We start from the raw sequence: 6,661 nt of genomic DNA, 5'->3' as shown, positions 1-6,661 counted from the left end.
GCGTCCCGACCGAGACGACCCGCCGCGGTGACGGCTGTCCCGCGGCGGGTCTTGGCCTTTGTACCCCGAGCAGACGCTACTTGACTCGTCAATTTGCACCGGTCCATCGATTATCTGTTGAAATTGGTTCCAGACAGCTGGGAAGCCTCGATGAACTGCGGCTTCCACCTCTCGAATGGCGTAGTACACGGTTTTGTACGCTCGGTCGAGCAGTGTCGCGATTTTCGAGATGCTCAGCAGTGTATCAGCATAGAGAATGAACGCGAGAAGCACCTCCCCGCTGGAGAGGTGCTTCTCGTGAAAGGGCGTTCCATAGGTATAGACCGGCTTGAACCCACAGCTTCGGCAAATAATCCGATCGGATGAAGGCCACGTTCGGATGCTTGGATCACCGCATTCTGGACAGGGAGTACGCTCCCAGAATTTCTTGAGTCGCCGCTCGATGCGGGCATCGAGCGGCTCTGTCCGCAATTCAATTACTCCAAGCCCAACGAGTTGTTGCAGCATCTTTCCGAAAGCTGGCTGAGACATATTTCTCCAAGATCAGCCACTACAGTGTAACTACGGGGCATTCCGCAGCTCTACATAAGAGCGAGATCAGCGTCCTTGTGGCGTCGTCCTGGAGCTTCGCGGCGGCGTTGGTTACTCGCGTTCGGTCGACAAGATCGCCAACGGTCACGTATGTAGTCCTAGTACGTGGTTGTTGGCGGTCTCGAGAAATCCGAAGAGCGGCCCATAGCTTGATAATGACTCCACCACAAACCNGTCTTGGCCTTTGTACCCCGAGCAGACGCTACTTGACTCGTCGATTTGTACCGGTCCATCGATTATCTGTTGAAATTGGTTCCAGACAGCTGGGAAGCCTCGATGAACCGCGGCTTCCACCTCTCGAATGGCGTAGTACACGGTTTTGTACGCTCGATCGAGCAGTGTCGCGATTTTCGAGATACTCAACAATGTATCAGCATAGAGAATGAACGCGAGAAGCACCTCTCCAGCGGTGAGGTGCTTCTCGTGAAAGGGCGTTCCATAGGTATAGACCGGCTTGAACCCGCAACTTCGGCAAATGATCCGATCGGATGAAGGCCACGTTCGGATGCTTGGATCACCGCATTCTGGACAGGGAGTACGCTCCCAGAATTTTTTGAGTCGCCGCTCGATGCGGGCATCGAGCGGCTCTGTCCGCAACTCAATTACTCCAAGCCCAACGAGTTGTTGCAGCATCTTTCCGAAAGCTGGCTGAGACATATTTCTCCAAGATCAGCCACTATAGTGTAACTACGGGGCATTCCGCAGCTCTACATAAGAGCGTGGCGAGTTAACCAACAGATGTCTGATCTGCCAATGTACATCCTCAAGAGCCTCGAAAAGCAGCCCCCAGAGACGCTGCGAGAGATCGCTCAAATCGCTACCGAGATGGCAGACGAAAAAGAGCGTCAGCTCGAAGCAGAACTTGGGGAGCAGGAGATTGACGATGAGCCTGATAACCTCGCTCGCGACAATGCACCATCAAGGGCGACGTTAACTGCGAAGAAAATCAGTGGAAACCAGTACTACTACTGGCAGTGGAGAGAGGGNCTCGCTCGCGACAATGCACCATCAAGGGCGACGTTAACTGCGAAGAAAATCAGTGGAAACCAGTACTACTACTGGCAGTGGAGAGAGGGTAAGAAAATCAAATCAGAGTATATTCGACCGGTAGATCCGGAACGATAACGATAAGAATGTAAAACATCTACCCTCTACAAGGCTACAATGTTGTAAAACCTCATCTGAGCTTCGCCTGACTTAGTTGCTTTATCTCTGCCGAACTCTTATGTAGAATAACATAATATGTAGGAGCATGTATCGGCGGCGGTTGCTCACCGCCTCAGGTGCTTCACTCGCCGGCTTAGGAGCGGCGGGCTGCCTCGGTTCAGGGTCCGAGGAGAGTGTCTTCGAAGCGATCACGGCGTCGAGTTGGGACCTTGAGGTCACGTTCGTCGAAGGATCGCAGATCGAAGAACTCAGCCTTGTGACTCCCGACGGCGATGTATTCACTGGTAGATCCCTCGAATTGGGACAGCGTCGAGTCTCGATTCCGCTCGTCGAGCACAACTTCGGTGAGGTTCAAACGACCTACATTCCGGGAGACGAGTACACGCTCGTGGCCGTAGACGGCGATGACGAACGCCACGAGCGATCGATTGCATTCGAGCCAGCTGTCGAACTCACCGATATCGCTATTTTCGGAGAGACGGAGGTTGGACAGGATCCCAGCTCAGGACCGTTCACTGACCTGCGTGGAGCTTCATCGACAGCACCAGCGATCGAACTCGAAAACGTGGGGAACGCCCCGGGGATCCTCTTCGAATCGGGCGTGGGTGGCGAGAACGTCCCGAACCCACGAGTAGGTCCGCCGGACCGTGACAGTTCGACACCGAATGGAGCGAGACTCATTCCGATTAACGATGACCGGTATGGGATGGTGTCGGCGATCGATGATGTAGTCGTTGGAGTTGATGAGACGACGAGTGCCGTAACCGTGTACCTTCCATTTGCGTTCCCTGACGAGAGCTACACTGAGGACGAGGTTGCGGAGTGGGCGGGCGAGAAGATCGAGGCAACGTTGGTTGTCGCGACGTTTCCCGAGACAGAGCATCACGCGACCCTCACGGTCAAGTTTGAGGGCGAGCTATCACGCGATTCGTATGTGTGGTATTTCGAGGAGACACAGCTCGTAGACGCTGAAATCGAATGACTCAGTACGAATCGCAGATCAGCCTCCGCTACGACGACCCAGAGAACTATTCGGGACGGAACCCACCGGATTGGGAGGCTCGACGCAAGACCGTCTACAGACGCGATGACTGGACATGCCAGAACTGCGGGCGAAAGAGCGGGCCTCACGCTGGTGACGACGGCGAACGGCTGCACGCCCACCACATAGTCGCGCACGCAGACGGCGGGTTGAATCGACTGTCGAATCTCGAGACATTATGCGACCCCTGCCACCAGAACAGCCACGAGCACGATATCTTCGGGGACGATTGGATCAGCGACGGACCGAAGGTGTATACGATCGGATCGGTACGAGCGAGCCTGCGAGGGGTTTTGGCCGCTCTTATCATGTCGGTATGGATTGGGCTGTTTGTTCGCTTGATAGCCTATGGGGAAGGCACTCAGCTTGACTCGCTCGAGGACGAAGCGGTCTGGATCGGCATCCCGACAGTAATGGTGTTAGTATTCCTTCTTCTAAAGCCGCGGTTCGCCACGATGGTACTCGGACTGGGTGCAGCAGGACTGACAGTGCTGATGGTGCAGGGGTTTGGGTTGGGTCCCGAACTGCTGGTGCTGGCCGTAATAGTATGGCCGCCGGTTCTGATTGGGATATGGGCAATCTGGCGAGGCCATCTACAAGGGATCCGGTAGCTCGTCGGTTCAGATTCGGGGAAAATTTTATTGCTAAGAAGTATCTAGTATAATAGAACCGCTAGAGTGACAATGACACTCACAACGTTCATCCCAGGAATGATACCGGGCCGGACACTGCGCAATCTCATTGTGTCCGTGGTGTACCTCGTCTGCTTTCCATTGGTGCCATTCATCCTCTCGTATGCAGTTTTCGCAAATTATAATCAGATTTCGGATCGACTCGCGATGCGGGATACGCCAGGGTTCGCTCCTGGAGGGGGAGCGAAACCAGCAGCGGTGACATTCGTTGCACTGTTGGTGACGATTTCGGTAATAGCAAGCCTCAGTGTCGCACCGTTCATAGTGCTAGCTGACAACGGCGACAGCTCTGATGTGTCGACCGAGGATGACACTGGGGTCGAGCGTGACAATTCACCAGCTGTCGATGACGAGGACGATGGAGATGATGCGGATGGCATTGGGACCGATGGGTTTGGCGAGAGATCGTTCCTTGACAATAGTAGTTCAGAGGAGGATATATCGGAAGAGGAGAGGGAAGAGAACACACATAAGGCGTTTCAAGAGATGTTGATAAATGAGGGGTACGAAATCACGGATGGAAGAATGGAGGAGGGGATTATTTATATTGAATATCGGTCATATGCAGAAGATCGTGGTGAGGTGTTTGCTGAGATAACTGATTTTGCTGAACACTACACCGCATATGATGATATTCTTCAAAACGAAATGTCTGAAGAATATGAGGGTGTATTCAAGGAACAGACAGAGGGGCTTCGCGTTACAATCTTGGATCACAACGACGTTGAGCAAAGGTCATACTCTATTGAAGGTGAATGGGCTCGGGCGTATTATGCCGGCGAAATTTCCGATGAAGAGGATGGCGATCGGATTGAAGACACGATCGAGGTCCCTGACCAAGCTGATAACGGCGGAGACGACGACAACAATAGCAACAGTAATAATAATGATTAATAATGGAACGTAGTTCCCCGTCAGACCAGGCCGATATCGTAACGCGGCGGGATTTTTTTGGCGCTGGGAGTATTGTATTCCTCAGCGGAACTACGGGATGTCTTAGGCTAAGCGATGATGACCAGCAATCTGAGGAACCAGAGAACGAGACGGGCGATAATGACTCTGAAAGCGACCAACAGGACTCCAGTACCAAAGAAGGCAATGGTGTCGGTCGCTTCAAGCAGTACACGGACGAGAAACTCTCCTACCAAGTCGACTATCCTGTCAACTGGAAGGTTGATGCGTCGAACGAAGATTACGTTCAAATTCTCAATGAGGATGAGACTGTGTGGATCTGGATCGAAATCGGAGAAGTTCGCATCGATCTTGAGCTGGAAGTCCGAAATTTCCGTGAGAACTTCGAGCCACGCTCAGATGTTAATATCCATGCAGACGACTCAGTGACACTCTCGAGTGGTGAGGCGGGCCATCGTTTCATCATCGAGATGACCGACAGCGAAACCAACCCCATCTTCGCTCACGAACTTATCGCGCAAGCGAATGGTAACCAGTACTGGACTTCCATCATTATTTCGCGGTCAATATATGATGACGATTACGCGCAGTTAGCAGAGGAAATCCTTGCGTCGGTTGCTGTTGGCTAACTCACGGTCATCTCTCTTAGGCAGTGTTCACGATGACGTTCTCGAGACGATCGGCACCTTGCCCTCCAACGAGCCGATCCAGTCCACTTTCCCAACCAACTGTGTTAATATCGATATCGCGCAGCTCGATAGTGTTCGAATATGGGGAGACATAGACGGCATCAGTTCGCTCATGGAGCGTGATCGTACAATTCTCGAACACAGCTGGGCCAGCAGGGGCATCCCCTTCTTCGCCCCGAGTGCCCAGTCCATATGTCCCACCAGCTCCCCCTCCCTCAGCGTATCCAATCTCAATTTCGCAGTTGCGCACAGTTTGGGGTCCATCCTGAAGCAACAGCCCGCGCGGAGTAACGTAGACCCCTTCTGGTTTCTTTTCAACGATACAACGGCTGTTTTCGACAACAGAGCCGGGATACTCTCCATTGAGAGCTTCCTCCTTGTCTTCGGTACCGTCCAACCATCCGACCGGCTCCCAATCATTCCCTCCATTAGTCCGAATCTGACAGCCGCCGCCGTTCCACGCAACACAGTTCGAGACGATCTTTCGCCCGGTTCCCCCGCGAACGTAGATCGCATTATCGGGCCACGGCCCAGAAATCACGTTGCGGAAGATGGTTGTCCCCTGTTGATTTGGATGACCAGTCATCCCGGTCGTAGACCAAGATTGACCGAAATCGAGTTCATCCGTATCCCCTCCGTAGCGGCGGGTTGTGCGCGTGTTGATCGTGTCTCTGAAATGGAGCCCGCCACCGCTCATATCGATGGACTCGATGAGCGCGACTGAGTCTGATGTAGCCGTGGCAACCCGCATATTGCCGTGGGTACCCAACGAGTGGATCCCCTCAAATCGGATATTTCGGATTTCCACTTCCCCGTCGATAAACGCGTTGAGACCCTGCATCCCGGCGTTTTCGTGCCAACTCCAATCAAAAATGAATCCACCAAAGACGAGATCCCCATGTGGGCTAGTCGGGGTCCCAATGCGGAACATCATCGTACCTCCACTATACTCTCCACGGTTGACTGAGTGACTATTGATCGCCTCGACACTACCGTGACGGATAATCGCATTCTGACCGATTAGCCCAACGTTCGACGTATTCGTCCGTCGAAACGGTCGATTCATTTTGTACTCTCCCTTCGGAACCACAATCAGCCGGTCGTTATCCCAAGCTTGCCTAAGTGGGGCGTCGATCGGTTGGTCTCCGGAGGGATCTGCACCATAATCGTCAACGAGATTGACCACCTCCGAAAACCGGTGAGCATACTGATCAGGTGGGAGTGCAGTAGGGATATTTTCACCGCCGACTGACACTGAGTTGGTTTGTCCACCACAGCCAGCGAGCGCCGCTGTACCTGCTGTGATCCCAATCCCTGTTAGGAATTTTCGNCCGCCGACTGACACTGAGTTGGTTTGTCCACCACAGCCAGCGAGCGCCGCTGTACCTGCTGTGATCCCAATCCCTGTTAGGAATTTTCGACGAGCCAGCTTGGGGATTGTCATACGATACCACCTCTTAGGGCACTAGCAAGTTCCCTCTGCTATATGTTTTATATTTCCCCATTTTTACTCATATAGGACGATGAAACAAATAATATACCGAAACTAAACATCAAGAACTGTAGAT

General features: G+C 53.0%; 6 protein-coding genes and 1 pseudogene. 4 read left to right on the top strand and 3 right to left on the bottom strand.

Annotation, left to right across the window (positions count from 1 at the left end; genetic code table 11):
• Together C492_RS22370 and C492_RS07625 are read right to left on the bottom strand one after the other, a co-directional pair.
• The coding region (locus C492_RS22370) for an IS1 family transposase (protein WP_169333437.1) at positions 1–531 on the bottom strand (531 nt) is incomplete at its 3' end.
• Between the two features lie 234 nt (positions 532–765).
• A pseudogene (locus C492_RS07625) lies at positions 766–1,248 on the bottom strand (transposase); the annotation flags it as partial.
• 595 nt (positions 1,249–1,843) lie between these two features.
• Here C492_RS07625 and C492_RS07615 point away from each other — a divergent pair.
• The 4 genes from C492_RS07615 (at position 1,844) to C492_RS07600 (ending at position 5,033) form a co-directional block, all read left to right on the top strand.
• Positions 1,844–2,740 carry a hypothetical protein gene (locus tag C492_RS07615; RefSeq protein ID WP_008422033.1) on the top strand — a complete coding sequence of 299 codons (897 nt, stop codon included), beginning with the start codon at positions 1,844–1,846 and terminating at the stop codon, positions 2,738–2,740.
• On the top strand, positions 2,737–3,411 hold the full coding sequence (locus tag C492_RS07610) for an HNH endonuclease (protein WP_008422032.1): 675 nt from the start codon (positions 2,737–2,739) through the stop codon (positions 3,409–3,411). Before C492_RS07615 ends, C492_RS07610 begins: the two co-directional genes overlap by 4 nt.
• Before the next feature lie 72 nt (positions 3,412–3,483).
• On the top strand, positions 3,484–4,386 hold the full coding sequence (locus tag C492_RS07605; protein ID WP_152424825.1) for a hypothetical protein: 903 nt from the start codon (positions 3,484–3,486) through the stop codon (positions 4,384–4,386).
• Between the two features lie 2 nt (positions 4,387–4,388).
• On the top strand, positions 4,389–5,033 hold the full coding sequence (locus tag C492_RS07600; RefSeq protein WP_008422028.1) for a hypothetical protein: 645 nt from the start codon (positions 4,389–4,391) through the stop codon (positions 5,031–5,033).
• A 16-nt stretch (positions 5,034–5,049) separates the two neighbouring features.
• On the opposite strand, the gene C492_RS07595 is transcribed toward C492_RS07600, so the two are convergent.
• Complete coding sequence (locus C492_RS07595; RefSeq protein WP_160166971.1) at positions 5,050–6,027, bottom strand: hypothetical protein; 978 nt, start codon at positions 6,025–6,027, stop codon at positions 5,050–5,052.
• Positions 6,028–6,661: the final 634 nt, after the last annotated feature.

The organism is Natronococcus jeotgali DSM 18795 (assembly GCF_000337695.1).
GTDB classification, from domain to species: domain Archaea; phylum Halobacteriota; class Halobacteria; order Halobacteriales; family Natrialbaceae; genus Natronococcus; species Natronococcus jeotgali.
This window is presented reverse-complemented; position numbering and strand designations above follow the sequence as displayed.